This window comes from Corallococcus sp. CA053C, assembly GCF_003611675.1.
In the GTDB taxonomy this organism is placed as follows: Bacteria; Myxococcota; Myxococcia; order Myxococcales; family Myxococcaceae; genus Corallococcus.
Genome location: NZ_RAWA01000912.1, coordinates 1 through 406, shown reverse-complemented (window position 1 = coordinate 406; position 406 = coordinate 1). Strand labels below are relative to the sequence as shown.

The following is a 406-nucleotide window of genomic DNA, read 5'->3' as shown; positions in this document are numbered from 1 at the left end:
GCCACGCAGTGCTTGTGGTCGGCGCCGCCTGGGCCGGTGACGAAGTGATTTCGGTAGCTGCGCTCCCAACCGCAGTCGCCGACGCCCAGGGCATGGCGAAGGATCTCCAGTTCTGCATCCGGCAGAGCGCCGGCGATCGCCTGGTCAGCCACAGCGCCCCTCCGGAGTGCCCATCAGCACAACTTCACGCACGGCGGCGTCGGCCAGTAGGCGCGCGCGGTCGGCCATATCGCTGAACACCTGCCGCAGGTGGTGCTGCACGCCGATCGGAAGCGTGGTCAGAACTGGGCCGCTGCGGCGGCGAACCTCGTTTTGGCACTGGCTCAGAAGATCAGCCAGCACCGGCTCGCGCGCTGCGGCGGCTTCACCATTCAGGGCAATGTCCAGCTGGCGCACCAGGTAGGCC

Annotated in this window: 1 protein-coding gene; it reads right to left on the bottom strand. The window is 68.2% G+C overall.

The features are described 5' to 3' along the window. Positions 1–144: 144 nt before the first annotated feature. Positions 145–406: hypothetical protein (locus D7V97_RS45230; RefSeq protein WP_199729298.1), on the bottom strand; the 262-nt coding region annotated here is incomplete at its 5' end.